We start from the raw sequence: 16362 nt of genomic DNA, 5'->3' as shown, positions 1-16362 counted from the left end.
CATAGAGAAATGTGGAAAAATAATGGTGTGCATGTAAGTTCACCGCAGGTTGGAGATGTAGTATTTTTTGAAGGAACTTATAATGTACAAGGAGCTTCCCACAGTGCAGTTTATATTGGTAACAATTTAATGATTCATTCTGGCGATTCAGGTGTAGGAGTTGCTCATTTTGATAATCCTTATTGGCAAAAACACTACATAGGTGCTAAATCATTTATAAATTAATTAGTTATTAAATACATCTATATCGCAAACAAAATGATATAGCTTGACCTTTTATACAAATGCTTGTCCTTTAAAATATAGTATTTATAGGGAAAATATGTTACTATGTGTCTGCACATGCATTTTATAGTAAAAAGCCACCTGTCCTGCAAATACTGGGTGGCTTTTTATTTTGTTAAGGATAATAATTACTTTAACATCTTGTAATAGATTTGAATATATTGTCCGTAAAAGTATACCTTTACGGACTTTTCTATTATATAGAAAATCTATCATTTCCATCGTTCGTTTAAATTAAAAAACGAATTATGAACGTCTTTTGAAAACTCTACACTTTTACGAACATTTTTTTAAAATGATATAGATATAAGTTTAAAATAAGTATAAAAATGGTAAGAAAACTTTCCTAAATATGTAATAAGAGCTTTTTGAAATTAATTATAAATTATTCTTAGATTAATTTATAATTAATTTCAAAAAGCTAAGATCCTTAAGAGATTTGATTGATCTTTACAAAAAAGGGGGATATAGAAGCTTGTTTATGTCTAAAAGCAGAAATCTAATAATATTTTATCAAAAACATATATAATAAAAGCAACGCGTAAAAAGAGTCTTTTACCTCGTATAGTAAAAGCCTCTTTTTACATTTGCTTTATTATTTAAGAGAATTTTTAAGTGATTCATCTTCTTCGATTAAATTTTCTTTAAACTTATCTAAATACTAACGCATCCATACAACTATAATTTTGTGACGTTTTCTCCATAGTTATATTCCTTATTTAGAAGTTAATTGAAGCTTCATTTTATACTAAGTACCAAATAGTAATAAAAGTAGGCTTCAAAGTATTCATCTAAATGCTTTAATTTATCCAGAGAATTAAAGTAAATTTATTTATTTAACCTTGTTGATTTAGAAGTAAATTGCTCTTTATTTTTAAACAAGTTAACTCCATAACCTGCAAGACCTCCAATAATTGCAGGGAATATCCAACCTAATCCAATATGGTAAAGAGGAAGATAGTAAGTAAATAATGGGTCAATACCAGGGATATGTAAGCCAAAATCATTTAATCCATCTACCAGGCTTACAACAAATGTTAAGAATAGGCTACCTTGGTATACCTCAGCACATCCTTTAAATAAAGAATGAAGGAAAGTCAAAAAGATTAGAACAATTGCTAATGGGTAGAGAACTGTTAAAACAGGTACTGAAAAAGAAATTAAATGATTTAATCCAACATTTGCGATGATTGCGCTAAACGCGGATAAGCTAATCGCAATTTTCTTATAAGAAATAGAAGGTAATAATTTATGGAAATAAGAAGAGCATGAAGTAATAAGCCCTACGCTAGTTGTCAGACAAGCTACTGTGATCATTAAGCCTAATAGTAATCCTCCATATTCTCCAAAATAATAATCAGAAACTTTCGCTAACACCGTACCACCATTATCTAAATGCCCAAGCTTTTCTACACTTGAAGCGCCCATGTATGAAAGGGCAGAATAGATAGTTGCAAGAATAATAGCAGCAATTCCCGTAGCTTTTAGGCAAACAGCTATAATTTGCTTCTTTGTTTTAGCGCCTTTCTCTTTAATTGCATTGATAATAATGATTCCGAAAACGAAAGATGCAAGAGTATCCATTGTGAGATATCCTTCTTGGAACCCATTAAAAAAAGAGTTTGTTACATATTTTTCTGTGGGTGCTTGAAATTTTCCAATAGGATGAATAAAAGCAACTAGGACTAAAATTCCAATGAATGTTAATTTAATTGGCGTTAAGAATTTTCCGACAATATCGACAATTTTCGCAGGATTGAGAGAAAAAAAGCATGTAATACTGAAAAATATAATAGTAAATACGAGTAAAGCTATAGAACTAGAGCTTTCAGAAATGAAAGGTTTAAGTCCGATTTCAAAAGAGACGTTACCTGTTCGTGGGATAGCAAATAAAGGTCCAATAGCTAGATAAAGAACAGTTGTAAATACTAAACCAAAGATAGGATGCACGCGACTTGCTAATGATTGTAAATCTTCCTTTCCGGAGAATCCAAAAGCTAGTACACCAAGTAAAGGCAAGCCTACTCCAGTAACTAAAAAACCCGCATTTGCTGACCAGATATTTGCTCCCGCTGACTGGCCAAGCATAGCAGGGAATATTAAATTTCCAGCTCCAAAAAATAATGCAAATAACATTAAACCAATGATTACTATAAAAGAAAACGGTACTTTGTTTGACAAGGTGAAACCCCCATTAATAATATTCTTCATAAAAAATTAAATTTTCAGACAACTTAAATTGCAAATAACTTATCTTTTTTGTATTATAAACAGTCAAATTACATATTTCAATATAAAAAATAAACTTTTTTGATAAAATTTAAAAAATTATCAATTTTCCGTTCATTATCCATTATTAAAATAAAAATAATATTAAAAACCCAGATTTTTATTCAAAATGCGTACGTTAAGTAGGTTAATAACGGTATTATTTTTAAAAAACTATAAATCATATTCAAATCGCGTATATTATCCTTTTAATTAATTTGATTGAATGATATGCAATTAAGTCAAGAAAGTTTGTAAATATAGTACTACGAAACTTATAAAGCTTTTTAATATGAGCTAAACATCTAAAAGGAAAAAGTAGTTGATTTATTACTTCAAGGAATGGAGCGTTCTAAGTCTTATAAAGAACGCTTACTTTTATCTTCTGAGCTAGTGATTTGACAATCAACAGCTTATCTCTAAACAAAGTACTTTTCTAATGTAAAATTACTGTCTAGAATCAAAAATGTTTCTGTTTCCTTTGAATCATTATCTTATGGTACTCCACTCAAGCAGTCAGAGGATAAGTAATAATGACCATTTTTTCTTTTTTAAAATATGTCATAAATTTTATATATACTGAAAAGACCTTATTAACAAATTAATTAAGGTCTTTTTATCTTTATTGCTTATTACGATTAAATTGAATGATATATATTACCTTAAAAGCACTTTATTTAACCTTATCTTTTTCTTTTGAAGCCAAAACTCCTCATATAAGCTATTACTAAGCAGATAACAGCAGCAATACTAATTTTTATGTAAGAAACCTCTAAAGCCCAAGGACCATATTTCTTTATATTTAAACGATACATAGACCACCACTGTCCATTTTCACCTTTAAAAAATGAGAAGATAATCCATAAAAGAACTAAAAACAAAAACCATGATAAAAAGATAATATAATTAGGCATTTTTCTATTCATAGGTCACCCCTCCATTCTTCCGATTTATATGCGATGTTCTTTTCTCTTATTAGAGTAACAATAATCGGGAAAAATTTAGAGTTTTTATTGAATAAAGAACGTTTGTTCGTATATAATAGAGAACAAACGTTCTTTATTTGAGGAGTTATTCCAATGGATTATGAATATCTACCAAACAGAGTCATTATTTGTATTGATATGAAAGCATTCTTTGCTTCTGTTTCATGCGTGATACGTAGGCTAGATCCATTAAAAACAAAGTTGGCAGTTGTAGGAGATACAAAGCGGCCGGGATCAGTTGTGTTAGCTGCCACACCCTTATTAAAGAAAGAGGGAATCAAAACAGGCAGCCGTCTTTTCGACATTCCTAGAAGGAAAGATATCCACGTCGTAAACCCATCCATGGAAAGGTATGTCAAGGCTTCGAACTATGTTTCTAGTTTAGTATTACAGTATGTGGCTCCTGAGGATTTTCATGCGTATAGCATTGATGAGTTGTTTATTGATGCCACAGCTTCTTTGCATTTATTCGCTCGCACACCAGAAGAATTAGCCCATAAAATCATCAACGAGATTTATCGTAAAACACGGCTGACAGCTACTGCAGGCATAGGTCCGAATCTCTTACTGGCTAAGGTGAGCTTAGATCATGAGGCCAAGAATAGCCCAACAGGGGTAGCTTATTGGCGATACGAAGATATTCCTTTTAAATTATGGTCGATTCACCCAATGAAGGATTTCTGGGGAATCTCATCCGCTACGGAAAGGCGCTTAAATCGTTTGGGCGTTCACTCCATCAAAGAACTCGCTCTTTCTTCAAAAGAGATGTTACAAAAAGAGTTTGGCATCTTGGGAGAAGAACTCCACCAACATGCAAACGGAATTGATTTTAGTCGCATTTCTAACGTGTATATTCCGAGCTCTCGATCATTCGGGAAGAGTCAAATTCTGTTTCAAGACTATACAAATCGAAAAGAAGTGGAATTGCTGCTATTAGAGCTGTTAGACGATGTGTGCTTTCGTTTACGTATGCATCAAGTCGTGGCACAAACTATCCATTTATCCATTGGATATAGCAAACAAACAGGTGGGGGCTTCTCAAGGCAAAAGAAAATGGGAAGAGCTTCGAATTTAAGCCAAGATATTTTCCCTTATTGTTTAACGATTTTACATACGTTTGATAGCGGAATGCCAATTCGTTCTATTGGGATTTCATTATCGAACACCCTTATTCAAGAAGAGGAGCAAATGAGTTTATTTGAAGATATTGACCAGCGCGAAAGAGCCTATGCACTTGCTAAAACGATTGATAAAATACGGATGCGTTATGGGAAGAATAGTGTTTTGCGAGCTTCAAGCCATCTCGAGCATTCAACAGCTCGTTATCGAAACGGCCTTTTAGGAGGTCATAAAGCATAAAGGAGGAAGATGATATGCAAAACAGAGGAATGAAAAAATGGCGACCATTCGCCACTATGCCAGAGCAATACAGAGGATTACAAGAAGTTATAAAAAAGCAATCAGAAATACCTCAACCTTTTTTAACAGAAGATCAAATGGAACAAATTAATTTTACCTTGATCGAAGCTCTTCATACACATAAAAAAGTATACCTTACGTATTACAACCACGGGCAATGTATAACGGAAACAGGAGTTATTCAATTTGTAGATTCCCTTGGAGGTTTATTTGTATTTATAGATGAGGGATGTAAGCAAACGAACAAAATGAGGTTAAGTGAGCTAATTGATGTTCGTTTCATGTAGTAGAAAATAATAAAACAGTTTATTTACATAAGATTTCCATACATAATTAGTATAAGTTTAAAAAGTATCTAATCATTTTTCATAGATTCATTTAATGACGTTATATAAGGAGGCTCCTAATATGAAGCAGGTTTGGAATGAGTTTGAACAGTGGTTGAAGACAAATCGACCAAAAGCAGTAGGAACACTTAACGAAGCAGCTGGTGAATCAGAAATTGCAGCGGTTGAACAAAAGATGGGACTAACATTTCCCAAAAACCTTAAAGACTGGTTAATGATACATAATGGACAGCGTGATGAATATATAGCAGTTATTGAAAATTATACTCTATTACCTTTAGAGGAGATTCTGTATACGTGGCAAACATTAAAAGAGCTTTTAGACGGAGGAGAATTTGAAGATTTTCCAGAAATTGAACCTATTGGGCCAGTAAAAAAAGAATTTTGGTGGAACCCACGTTGGATTTCGATTGCCACGAATGGGGGAGGAGATGATATTTGTATAGACTTGGATCCTGATGAAGGAGGGAAAATTGGCCAAGTTATCACCTTTTGGCACGATTGGGAACAGCGTGAAGTAATAGTAGACAGCTTAGAAGAATGGGTAACAGCCACGATAAGTCATACAGATCATTAAAGGGGAGAAGCGAATGATAAAACCTGATATAGAGAAAATCTATAAAATTCTTAAAGAACTTCCAGGTACGTCATTGAAAGTAGAATTTGAAGATGAAGTGGGAGAAACTCTTTCTACTCCTTATTATATCTACCTTAAAAGCGAGTTTTTAGATGGACAATTAGGCTATAGAGAAGATTTAGAAGCAAATTCCCTTATAGGAAATCAAGAAGGAGATTGGCAAGAAAACTGGTTTGTCATAGGTTATGATGAAGAAATAGGCGGTGACCCGCTCTTTATCAATATAGCGAATGAAAATTATCCAGTTTTCACAGCTGAACACGGAATGGGGGAATGGGACGCTTTAGAAATGTATGATTCTCTAAAAGAGTTTGTAGAAGATGTTACTTAATTATTGCTACGTTAAAAGATTTGGATAAAAGTACGGCCAGAAGAGGACAGATAGTAGTTTAGTATATACCTAGCTGTCCTCTTTTTTAGTACCTATTAAACTTAGAAAGAATGTAGAGGAAGGAAGGGACTGATGGTAGGAATCGATTTCTGTATTGCCGATAATAAGAAAGAAGCAGCTTTTTCTACTAAATGTGTAAAATTTGAGGAAAGAGTACACGACTACCTGTTAACAAGAGAATTCAGAGATTCGTTTGAATTATTGACAGGATTAGATCAATATGGTGACAAGTTGTTTTCTGTACAAGAAATAAATCAATTAATCAAGGTATGTGAAGCATTACAGACTATCTGTAGACAACCAACGGAGATAGATCTGAAGACGAAAACATTTGCTAAAGCATTAAAGGACCTTTGCTTAGAGGCACTAAAGCTAAATAAATTAGTATTTGCCTCTGGCGATTAATGTAAAATTAAAACTGAAATCAATGTTGTAGTTCCATCGCTTCGATAATATGAATTAATAAATTCAAGGGAGAAAATGTCTTTAAAAAAACATTTCTAAATAAAAATAAAACACTTATAGGGTTAGGATATGAATTTCTAGTCGTTTGTCCACATTGCGCCTCTTGTGCAAAAGTCATAGCTTTAGATGATTGGAGTCCCTACGTCGCTAACGTCAGAAGAAGGTTTGTTTGTACTACTTGCGGAACTACAAAAGACAAAGTTATAAAAGCAAACGGTTACGGACAAGCAAGAGTATCGTATGAACCTAAAGCTGATTATGAAGTAATTTTAATTGGAAATCCCTGCGACTGGTATTTTCAACTTCTGCTCTATTTACAAATTGAATGTAGTGGAAACACCTTATGGACATTAAACCTGGAACATTTAAATTATATCGAAAGCTATATAGAAATAGAAGCTGAACTCAGGGAGTCACATCCCTATTATTTAAGTGTCGAGAGTCGACTGCCAAAGTGGATGAAGTTTGCTAAGAATAGAGAAGATGTATTAAAAGCTATTCAGAAACTAAAGGTGAAGACTTATTAGATGCTTTCGCTGATTCGTTATAATTGCCCGTATATCTTTCTAATCAGCTTATAAATTAAGCTAAAGAATTCTGCAACTGAAGGTAACTGCTAAATAGCCTAAGGACGGGAAGTTGTTCCGGGAGAGAAATACACGCATATTCGTCACTATAGTCTTTCTGAAGCCCCTGGAAAGGATTATTATCGAATCAGTGTAAAACGAGAAGATGCGCATGACGGTGCGCCAGCAGGAATCGTGTCAAACTATTTACATAAACAAGTTCAGACAGGAGATACTCTTAAGTTCTCAGCTCCTACTGGAGATTTTGTACTTGATCACAGTGAACTTCCCATTGTGCTAATTAGTGGAGGTATAGGTATTACACTACACCTTTGCTTAGTATGCTGAATACCATTGTAGAAAAACAACCTACATGTAAGGTTACCTTTCTTCATGCAAGTATTAATGGTAAAACGCATGCTTTTAAAGAACATGTGGCTCAACTAAATAAAAATAACGAAAATGGTACCTCCTTCATCTGTTATAGTTCGCCTAATGAAGGGGATCGACTTGGCACTGATTTTGATAAAGAGGGTTATATTGATTTAGAATTGTTACAATCCGTTGTTCCTTCAAAAGAAGCTGTCTTTTATTTCTGTGGATCGATTCCGTTTATGGAAGCTATTCTTAAAGCATTACGTAGATGGGATATACCAAACGAACGTATTCATTACGAGGTGCTTAGCCCTGTAGCCATTTTAGGAGAAAAATAAAGAAGTAATTGTTACCAGTAAACAGAAAATGTTCGATTAAAACACACGTCCTGTTTAAATAAATATGCTGTAAAAAAGCACTCATAAGCGTGCTTTTTTACTTTGCCTTAAGGAATGATTCTAAAAACGATCATGATACATATAAGTATTTCTACACTCTCTGCGTACAAAAAACTGGAAAAAATTCTCTTCGGTAATTTATAATAATAGAAAACTATGTCGAATCCTAAATATTGGAGAGATTACTATATGAGAAGAATACTTCCTTTTATAATTTTTACCATTTATTGCATTCCATATGTTTATTTATCTATACGAAAAGATTTTGAAGATGATTCAAGAGTAAACTATGTAATTATGGCCATGGTTACAGTCGTACTATCTTATCTAAGTGGGCTGATTAGAGCGGATTTATCACTTATTTTAGGAAATATCGTTTCTTTTAGTACCTCATACTTTTATAACGCGTTAAGACTTCCTGATCCAAAATGGGAAAAGTATTTTTCGCCTTTTACTTCTGTTGAGCAAATCGTACTCATAAGCCTTGCGGCGCTTGTACTGCAGATGATTGTTTATACACTTGCTAGAAAACGAGCGAAGAGATACATTCGTAAGGCTATGATTTCAAAATAGCAAAAAAAGAGTTAATTATTTGATGTGCTAGACTCTTCAGGTGACTAGCTGAAAGAAGGGGTAAAAAGAAATTCCTTCTGTATGAGAAGATGAATGAAGTGATTAAAAACATTGAGAAGAATTCTCTTGCAGTCAAACGAAGCGGGAAGAATAGCAGCGTTATGAGGCGTGTGCTTATCTGCTTTAAAAAGGATACGAATCAATTAGATAAGTTAGTTATACAACTTTTAAATATGTAACCGCAAACAAAAAGGTATGTATTTCTCTTCCTACTTTAATTATATCACATAAAAAAACGTCAATATAGACTGTTTATTCTCATTTACTGCTGGTAAAATCAATAAAACATTACCGGTTAGGAGAGATGTTGAATGAACTCTTTAGTTCTTAGCTTTCAAGAAATAAAAGATACACAGCTTTCACTTGTTGGAGGAAAAGCCTTGAATTTAGGGGCGTTATCAAAAATTCAAGGAATACAAGTGCCGGACGGATTTTGTGTGACAGCGGCCGGGTATCAAAAAGCCCTTGAACACAATGAAACGTTTCAAGCGTTACTGAACCAGCTGACAATGCTAAAAGCTGATGACCGAGATCAAATTGGTGAAATTAGCGAAAAAATTCGCCAAATCATTCTGGAAATAAAAATTCCTTCTGACGTTGTAAAAGCAGTTATTCATTCTCTCTCTCAGTTTGGGGAAGAGCATGCTTATGCAGTTCGTTCAAGTGCGACTGCTGAAGATCTGCCACATGCTTCTTTTGCTGGTCAGCATGACACCTATTTAAACATCAGAGGCAAAGAAGCCATCCTTGAGCACATTAGCAAATGCTGGGCTTCCCTGTTTACAAATCGCGCGGTAACCTACCGTATTAAAAATGGATTTGACCATAGTCAAGTGCACGTATCGGTTATTGTTCAACGAATGGTTTTTCCACAGGCTTCAGGTATTTTATTTACCGCTGACCCAATTACTTCTAACCGAAAGCTGTTATCAATCGATGCGGGATTTGGACTTGGAGAAGCGCTAGTGTCAGGTTTGGTCTCTGCCGATTGCTATAAAGTACAAGAAGGAGAAATCGTCGATAAAAAAATAGCAGCTAAAAAGGTAGCTATTTACGGATTAAAAGAAGGAGGAACAGAAACAAAGGAAGTTCATTTCAATCTGCAAAAAACGCAAGCGCTCACTGACTTTCAAATTTTACAGCTAGAACACGTTGGAAGACAGCTTGAAGCTTATTTTGATTGTCCTCAAGATATCGAGTGGTGCTTGACTGATGATACATTTTATATTGTCCAAAGTCGTCCAATTACTACTTTATATCCAATTCCTGAAGCACATGATCAGGAAAATCGCGTTTATGTATCTGTTGGACATCAACAAATGATGACCGATGCTATGAAACCCCTGGGATTGTCTTTTTTTCTGTTAACGACTAATGCACCGATGCGTACAGCCGGTGGAAGGCTGTTTGTTGATGTCACCCCTATGCTGGCTTCACCTGACAGCAGAAAAATGATGTTAGGTGCCATGGGACAACATGATCCGCTCATGAAAGACGCACTTACAAGCATAATAGAGCGAGGAGACTTTATAAAACCTTTACCAAATGATCAAAGTTCCGGTAAAAGCAATAAAAGCGTGCCGCCTACGAAGCCTAAGGCACAAATCGAAAACGACTTGACCATCGTTTCTGATTTGATCAAGAAGAATCAAGCATCAATAGAAGAGCTAAAACAAACCATCCAGACGAAATCTGGGTCGGAATTAGTCAATTTTATTTCAGAAGATATCGGGACATTAAAGAAGATTTTATTTGACCCACAAAGTACAGCTGTGTTTATGGCCGCTATGGATGCTTCATCATGGATCAATGAAAAAATGGAGACATGGCTAGGTGAAAAAAACGCAGCAGACGTGCTTTCTCAATCTGTACCAAACAATATTACTTCAGAAATGGGTCTGGCACTATTGGATGTCGCAGATGTGATTCGTCCTTATCCAGAAGTAATTCATTATTTAAAACATGGAAAAGATGATAACTTTTTGGAGAAACTGGTTAAGTTTGAAGGCGGAGAGAAAACTCAAGACGCTATCTATGATTATCTCAGCAAATACGGAATGCGATGCCCCGGCGAAATCGATATTACGAAAAATCGCTGGAGCGAAAAGCCGGCTGCACTTATCCCCGTGATTCTTGGTAATATTAAAAACTTTGAGGCTAACGCTAGCAAGCAAAAATTTGAAAAAGGCCTGCAGGAAGCCTTGAAAAAAGAGCAAGAGCTACTAAACCGCTTGAAGCAATTGCCGGATGGTGAACAAAAAGCAAAAGAAACAAAAGAAAAGATTAATCTCATCCGAAATTTTATCGGTTATCGTGAATATCCCAAATACGGCATGATTAATCGCTATTTTGTTTATAAGCAGGCTCTGCTGAAAGAAGCCGCTCAGCTTGTAAAAGCCGGTGTTATTTCTGAAACAGAAGATATATACTATCTGACGTTTGACGAACTTCAAGAAGTCGTGCGTACACATAAAGTGAATGATCAAATCATCACCAAGCGAAAAGAAGAATACCGATTATACAAAAAGCTAACACCTCCGCGTGTCATCACGTCTCATGGCGAAATTGTTACAGGTGCGTACAAACGAGAAAATCTTCCGCCCCAAGCAATTGTAGGTTTACCGGTTTCTTCAGGAGTGATAGAAGGGCGAGCGCGCGTCATTTTAAACATGGAAAATGCTGATCTATCAGAGGGAGATATATTAGTCACTTCCTTTACTGACCCCAGCTGGACCCCGTTATTTGTAGGGATAAAGGGGCTTGTTACGGAAGTTGGCGGACTGATGACTCATGGAGCAGTCATTGCACGTGAATACGGATTGCCAGCGGTTGTCGGGGTAGAGAATGCTACTCGGCTGATAAAAGACGGACAGCGAATTCGCGTACATGGAACAGAAGGGTATATTGAAATGTTGTAAAAGATAAAGATGCTTGCGCTGTTTTTCTTCTTTTTACCTAATTAATAGATGTAAATTTGTCTATAGTACCTCTAGTGGCTTTTTTTTCTGTGAAAAAAGCGGGTTCAATAGGTTGAGAAAAGTCATTATTCAGCATATTAGATTCATTTTTATATAAAAGATATGAATAACCCTTACTAACCTACCTATCCTAATATATGGAGATATGAAAACAAAACGTGTTATGATAGTATCGGTGATAATTATGGGCAAAAAAGCAGATAAAACGAATGTCATGCGAATTTTAGATCAGAAAAAAATTGAGTACAATTATTATTCTTACGAAACTAAAAATCTGAGTGGGGTACAGGTAGCTACTTCGCTCGGAGAGGATCTTGCTAAAGTCTTCAAGACACTGGTGACCGTAGGGAAATCAAAAGAACATTACGTCTTCATGGTACCGGTTGAAAAGGAGCTTGACTTAAAGAAAGCGGCAAAAGCAGCTGGTGAAAAGTCTTTGGAAATGATTCCTCAAAAAGAACTGCTACCTCTTACAGGATATGTTCACGGCGGGTGTTCTCCTATCGGAATGAAAAAGCAGTTCGAAACCTTCATTGACTCTACAGCAGAAAACTGCGAAACGATTTACTTTTCAGGTGGACGTGTAGGTCACCAAATACAGTTAACGTTAAGTGACTTATCAAAAGTAATTCGCATAGGTTTAGCAGACATCACAAAAGATAGTTGAAATGTAGTTCCCTTGAGCGAAACGCACTCCGACATGAGCGTTTCGCTTTTTTAGTTCCCTTAATTACTGTCTTTTTATCTGTTAAAACAACAAAATAAAAGTAAAAATATAGAAAAAACGATATTATATAGTTAATATTTAGAAGCTTTATAAAAGGACTAGGAGGAAAGCAAAAATGATTAAATCAATTATTGGAGGGTTCATTTTATCTTTTATTCTTTTATTAGGATGTACAATAGCAAACGTAAATTCAGAAACAGTATTTTTTGCCGTTTTCATTCTATTAGTAGGGCTAGCCATCATTATATCTGGAGTAGCTGTAAGCGGTGATCGAATGAAAGCTAATCTGGCCACGGAAGCAAAAACAGACAAGAAGTGGAGAATTACAAATTCTATAAACCTTATGTTAGCTGATGCTCCAGTTCTCGGGGTATTTCTTCTCATTCATTATTTTATATAGTTTGGTTTCCAAACAACAAGCTTAGGTGAAAAATATCTCGGTATAGAATGCTTTTAATGTGAATTTAAAATCAAATGAGTCAAATTAAGGTCGCCGATGCAACAAAATTATAGAGCATCTATGGCTGTATATATAATAGGGGATAAGATTAAAATTCGATAATTATCTTAAATTTAGGTTAGAGCTTAGTACAAGTTATGTTTATTCTACATATTGTGTAAATTTAAGCAGCTTACACTCACAAGTTGAAAAGAGTATTTTCTTAACCATGTTCTTACTTAAAGAACATGGCTTTTTTTTCTGTTTGTCATATAAATTAGAAAACCGAACTTTGTAAAATTTTTGTATAAACAATTAGAAAATATTATATTTTCTAATAAATCAATAGTACAATATATAAATAGAAGGGAGGATTAACACTACATATGTAATAGACAGCAGCCGCTTTTAAAACCGCTTATTTTGTTATCTATAGATGATATTGAAATGAATTATCCAACCTTTTTTAAGCGCTCTCATTATATAAGTAATTGGTTGAACAGGTTTTATAGAAAGCAATACAGTCTAGCTGTTTAAAAAGATTTGCTGGTAAATTACTTACTACTTCATGTTACAGAAGAACCAACATTAAACACTCAAAGAAAAGAGGGATCAATCATGGCTCATACCAGTGAAGCTGCAAACAACAGGCGTGTTACAAGTAATATTTTTAAAGGATCTGTTGGGAACTTAATTGAATGGTACGATTGGTACGTTTACTCTGCTTTTGCCGTCTATTTTTCATCGCAATTCTTCCCGGAAGGTGATTCAACAAGTCAGCTGCTTAACACAGCTGCAATCTTTGCCGTAGGTTTCTTGATGCGTCCAATTGGTAGTTTATTAATGGGGCGCTATGCGGATCGATATGGTCGTCGGGCTGCGCTTACCTTATCTATTACCATTATGGCGAGCGGTTCTTTTATTATCGCCTGTACTCCTAGCTATGGCACGATAGGGTTATTATCTCCTATTATTCTAGTACTAGCGCGTTTGCTGCAAGGAATCTCCTTAGGAGGAGAATACGGAACTTCTGCAACTTACCTTTCTGAAATGGCAAGCAGCGGGCGAAGAGGATTTTATTCAAGCTTTCAGTATGTGACGCTTGTTGCTGGTCAGCTGGTGGCATTAGGTGTTCAAATTATTCTGCAAAACGTTCTTAGTGAAGCAGATATGATTTCATGGGGCTGGCGTATTCCCTTTGTCATTGGAGCCATCGGAGCGCTAAGCGTTTTATGGCTGCGCCGTACAATGGATGAGTCAGAGCAATTTTCTAAAATGGACTCTGAAAGCCGTGAAAATGCAGGAACTATTAAAGCACTTATGAAGCACCCTAAAGCAGTGTTGACCGTTATTGGCTTAACTTTAGGAGGAACGGTCGCTTTTTATACGTATACAACGTATTTGCAAAAATTTATGGTAAACAGTGTAGGGTTGGATAAAGGAGTCGTAAGCTGGATTAACTTCTGTGCGCTGCTTGTATTTGTTGTTATTCAGCCAATAGCAGGTATGCTATCTGATAAAATTGGACGCAGACCTCTGTTAATGAGCTTTGGTATTTTAGGAACATTACTGACAGTACCGCTTTTTCTTTTTATGAAACAAGCACATAACCCAGTCATGGCTTTTTTATTAATGACAATTGGACTTATCATTGTAACAGGTTATACATCGATTAACGCTATTGTAAAAGCCGAGCTTTTCCCAACAGAAATTCGAGCTCTTGGTGTTGGGTTACCGTATGGACTTACAGTTGCCATATTTGGCGGCACTGCAGAATTTATCGCCCTATGGCTGAAAAGTATCGGCCATGAATCACTTTTCTTTTTCTATGTAGCAGGGTGTATTGCCATCAGCTTTCTTGTTTATTGGCGTATGGGTGAGTCCTCTAAAGATTCATACATAGAATCTGAGCTCAAGAAAGAGGACAAAGGAGACAATGTACCGCCAAATAATATCAGTTTTTAATTTTGGTTAAATAAATAATCGTTTGATAACATAAAAAAGGACGGGCTTTTATAGCCAGTCCTTTTCTAGTATTCCGCGCATATACTCGTATTAAACGTACTAAGTGACTGTTCTTACTATAGAATTCTTTTTTCTATAGTTTTGCATTATGAATTTGTACACTATTTGGTGATAATAAGTCCTCGTATAATCTCATTCCAGTAATGTTTAAAACCAGGCTTTACTTTCGGCATTTTGAACAATCCCTTTAAAATTTTCCCGATTGGATAGTCGTTATATTAAGTTTAATAAAATTAACTAAAGTTGTTATCCAGCGCAGAGCGTAACTTACTCTATGAAGTTGCACCACTAAAGAGTGAAGAAAAAAATAATGGAAGACATATAAGAAAGATGAGATACATAATAAAAGGATTATTTTGTGATATAACGAAATAAAGAGTATATACATCAGAAATAGAGAGAGGGTAAACTCCGTGAATACTTTATATTCCTTTTTTACGAACCCGGTTTTAACTGCTTCTACGTTTTTAATAGAATTACAGAGCGTGTTCTTTCAACCTATTTGGAAAAAGTATAATTATGATGATTATTTTACCTACAAGGTGTATGTTCCAAGTACATATAATGGGTTAAGTAAAGTACCATTAATCGTTATGCTTCATGGATGTCAACAAGATGCAGATGATTTTGCTGCAGGTACGGAGATGAATAAGCTAGCGGAAGAAAAAGGCTTTATTGTTCTCTATCCTCAAATGAATTACTTTGCTAATTCTAACGGGTGCTGGAATTGGTTTTATGAGTATAACCAGTTTCGCGGTAATGGAGAGCCAGACATAATAAAAGATATGATTGATCACATAACCGCTAAATATGCGATTGATTCTACTAATATATATCTTGCTGGTATGTCAGCTGGAGGCTTTATGGCAAATGTGATGGCTATTGCTTATCCTGATGTATTCAAAGCAGTAGGCATTCATTCAGCAGGCAGTAATGCGTATGCTGTAGACCTCATCACAGCTGGAGAAGTCATGCTATACGGCTCTTTAAATCCTGAACTTGACGGTGATGAAGCTTATAAAAAAATGGGACCTTATGCACGGCCTGTTCCCATCATTACGTTTCATGGTCAATCAGATACAACAGTCAATCCAATTAATGCGTCTACATTAATTCAGCAGTGGATTTATACCTATAAGAATTTGGGTATAAACTTACATGAAAATGCTGCTTTTTATACGTCACAAGACAACGGAAATCATTATAGCTACATAATGTCTGACTACATAGATGCAGAAAATAAAATCTGGATGAAAAAAATTATGGTAGAGGATATGGGGCATGCATGGTCAGGAGGAAACGACAATGGATCAGATACTGATTCAAAAGGTCCTAATGCTTCAAAAATGATGTGGGACTTTTTTGAAGCACAGTATGATTGAATAGAGTATGAACGAGCGATCAAGATGTACTGCTAAATAAC

At 35.2% G+C, this 16362-nt stretch carries 16 protein-coding genes; 14 read left to right on the top strand and 2 right to left on the bottom strand.

Annotation, left to right across the window (positions count from 1 at the left end):
* Nucleotides 1–225 (top strand): C40 family peptidase (locus LAV82_RS20925; RefSeq protein ID WP_499716834.1); only part of this gene is annotated, 225 nt, incomplete at its 5' end.
* Nucleotides 226–1113: 888 nt separating this feature from the next.
* Here LAV82_RS20925 and brnQ read toward each other — a convergent pair.
* The gene (gene brnQ, locus LAV82_RS20920; protein ID WP_499716833.1) at nucleotides 1114–2466 is read right to left on the bottom strand and encodes a branched-chain amino acid transport system II carrier protein; all 1353 of its coding nucleotides are present in this window, start codon (nucleotides 2464–2466) and stop codon (nucleotides 1114–1116) included.
* Nucleotides 2467–3236: 770 nt separating this feature from the next.
* Nucleotides 3237–3479: a hypothetical protein gene (locus tag LAV82_RS20915; RefSeq protein WP_499716832.1), complete on the bottom strand. Its 243-nt coding sequence runs from the start codon at nucleotides 3477–3479 to the stop codon at nucleotides 3237–3239.
* Nucleotides 3480–3632: 153 nt separating this feature from the next.
* Here LAV82_RS20915 and LAV82_RS20910 point away from each other — a divergent pair, with 153 nt between their 5' ends.
* The 13 genes from LAV82_RS20910 (at nucleotide 3633) to LAV82_RS20850 (ending at nucleotide 16321) form a co-directional block, all read left to right on the top strand.
* Nucleotides 3633–4898 carry a Y-family DNA polymerase gene (locus tag LAV82_RS20910; protein WP_211079159.1) on the top strand — a complete coding sequence of 422 codons (1266 nt, stop codon included), beginning with the start codon at nucleotides 3633–3635 and terminating at the stop codon, nucleotides 4896–4898.
* 14 nt (nucleotides 4899–4912) lie between these two features.
* Nucleotides 4913–5245: a YolD-like family protein gene (locus LAV82_RS20905; protein WP_192100694.1), complete on the top strand. Its 333-nt coding sequence runs from the start codon at nucleotides 4913–4915 to the stop codon at nucleotides 5243–5245.
* 121 nt (nucleotides 5246–5366) lie between these two features.
* Nucleotides 5367–5882, top strand: coding sequence for an SMI1/KNR4 family protein (locus tag LAV82_RS20900; RefSeq protein ID WP_499716831.1), 516 nt, complete (start codon nucleotides 5367–5369; stop codon nucleotides 5880–5882).
* Nucleotides 5883–5895: 13 nt separating this feature from the next.
* On the top strand, nucleotides 5896–6273 hold the full coding sequence (locus LAV82_RS20895) for an SMI1/KNR4 family protein (RefSeq protein ID WP_499716830.1): 378 nt from the start codon (nucleotides 5896–5898) through the stop codon (nucleotides 6271–6273).
* A gap of 132 nt (nucleotides 6274–6405) precedes the next feature.
* Nucleotides 6406–6738: a hypothetical protein gene (locus LAV82_RS20890; RefSeq protein WP_211079156.1), complete on the top strand. Its 333-nt coding sequence runs from the start codon at nucleotides 6406–6408 to the stop codon at nucleotides 6736–6738.
* Nucleotides 6739–7463: 725 nt separating this feature from the next.
* Nucleotides 7464–7712: an FAD-binding oxidoreductase gene (locus LAV82_RS20885; RefSeq protein WP_499716848.1), complete on the top strand. Its 249-nt coding sequence runs from the start codon at nucleotides 7464–7466 to the stop codon at nucleotides 7710–7712.
* The gene (locus LAV82_RS20880) at nucleotides 7706–8077 is read left to right on the top strand and encodes a hypothetical protein (RefSeq protein WP_499716847.1); all 372 of its coding nucleotides are present in this window, start codon (nucleotides 7706–7708) and stop codon (nucleotides 8075–8077) included. The genes LAV82_RS20885 and LAV82_RS20880 overlap by 7 nt, the downstream gene beginning before the upstream one ends.
* Nucleotides 8078–8326: 249 nt before the next feature.
* Nucleotides 8327–8710, top strand: coding sequence for a hypothetical protein (locus LAV82_RS20875; RefSeq protein WP_211079155.1), 384 nt, complete (start codon nucleotides 8327–8329; stop codon nucleotides 8708–8710).
* A gap of 371 nt (nucleotides 8711–9081) precedes the next feature.
* Nucleotides 9082–11688: a phosphoenolpyruvate synthase gene (gene ppsA / locus LAV82_RS20870; RefSeq protein WP_499716829.1), complete on the top strand. Its 2607-nt coding sequence runs from the start codon at nucleotides 9082–9084 to the stop codon at nucleotides 11686–11688.
* Between the two features lie 244 nt (nucleotides 11689–11932).
* Nucleotides 11933–12415, top strand: coding sequence for a Cys-tRNA(Pro) deacylase (gene ybaK / locus LAV82_RS20865; protein ID WP_013056549.1), 483 nt, complete (start codon nucleotides 11933–11935; stop codon nucleotides 12413–12415).
* Between the two features lie 175 nt (nucleotides 12416–12590).
* A complete protein-coding gene (locus LAV82_RS20860; RefSeq protein ID WP_207372013.1) occupies nucleotides 12591–12875 on the top strand; it encodes a DUF5316 family protein in 285 nt (94 codons plus the stop codon).
* Between the two features lie 657 nt (nucleotides 12876–13532).
* The gene (locus LAV82_RS20855) at nucleotides 13533–14879 is read left to right on the top strand and encodes an MFS transporter (protein WP_013082744.1); all 1347 of its coding nucleotides are present in this window, start codon (nucleotides 13533–13535) and stop codon (nucleotides 14877–14879) included.
* Between the two features lie 473 nt (nucleotides 14880–15352).
* Nucleotides 15353–16321 (top strand): extracellular catalytic domain type 1 short-chain-length polyhydroxyalkanoate depolymerase, encoded by a 969-nt coding sequence (locus tag LAV82_RS20850; RefSeq protein WP_211079152.1) that lies wholly within the window; start codon nucleotides 15353–15355, stop codon nucleotides 16319–16321.
* Nucleotides 16322–16362 lie beyond the last annotated feature (41 nt).

Origin of the sequence: Bacillus sp. ILBB4 (genome assembly GCF_035064545.1) — a bacterium.
In the GTDB taxonomy this organism is placed as follows: domain Bacteria; phylum Bacillota; class Bacilli; order Bacillales; family Bacillaceae_H; genus Priestia.
The sequence above is the reverse complement of the archived record's forward strand: the minus strand, read 5'-3'. Positions and strand labels throughout refer to the sequence as shown.